The sequence below is a fragment of the Oleiphilus sp. HI0066 genome (assembly GCF_001635725.1).
Map to the genome: position 1 here is coordinate 1 of NZ_LWFH01000181.1, position 953 is coordinate 953.

The 953-nt window shown below is 43.3% G+C and carries 1 protein-coding gene; it reads right to left on the reverse strand.

The genetic code is table 11. From position 1 onward, the window contains the following. Positions 1-184 precede the first annotated feature (184 nt). The coding region (locus A3738_RS02970) for a hypothetical protein (protein WP_231876513.1) at positions 185-953 on the reverse strand (769 nt) is incomplete at its 5' end.

A 953-nucleotide genomic window follows, 5' to 3' on the forward strand; every position in this document is an offset into this window, starting at 1 on the left:
CTTACGGTTGGAGCAGCATGCGTGGCATCTTCATTTACCAAGCTTGATTTGATTGAGCTCAGGTAGATGATCAAGCAGACAACTAACGATAGCGCTGCAAGGTTTATGATGCTGTTGTCGCTGGTTTTAGTTCTAGCATGAAAGCTGAAACGTGCTGAATCGATCGCGATGCTCATGTTATTTTTTAGGAAGCTTTACGTGTTGGGAAAATAAAGCTTGAAGGCTTTTTAGCTACTTTGTTTGCCGGCTTGACAGGCCCTTTGATGTGATCGAGCCCGTTTGTCATGGCTTCAAGCACGGATCGAATTTGTGCCGGCGTTTGGCCTTGGCTAATCATCATGATGCCTTCAGCGTGAATATTTAAGGCGTCATGATGTATTTCCATTTGACGATACAAGCGTTCAATCAAAGGTTTGCAAACAAAGCCCTGTACACACAAAGCGAACGCTAATGTTGTTAGCGGCGCAAGAGCTAATTCAGCTCCTTGTAGAGACATGAATTGAAGCTGTCCGATGAGCGTCATGACTGCTACAAATATAGCAATAGTTAGTAAGTTTGTATTAAGAAGTTCCAACTTATTGATATGCTGCTTTCGAGCTTGAATGGCTGATTTTAGCTGCCATTGAAGGGTTTTTTGCAATTCGTCTTCTCCGTATTCCTCACGCACAGCGATGAGTCCTGTGCGCAATAAACTTGGCGACATATTGATGAGTTCGCGATCGATAAAATTGAATTGTTTGCGAAACCAAAGCTTAGAAAATGCCACGATTTGTATGAGTGCTTGTTGCTCGTCGGCTTCAAGTTCTGCGTGATCCTGACGCAGCTCGGTGTAAGCGGACTTCGCTTCTTTCCATGAAAGTGTTGCGATAATAAAGATCGAGCACAAAACAATAAAAATAAAGATGCTCAGTAGACTTAGCCACATGGTCGTTGCTCCAGTGATATGACAGCAT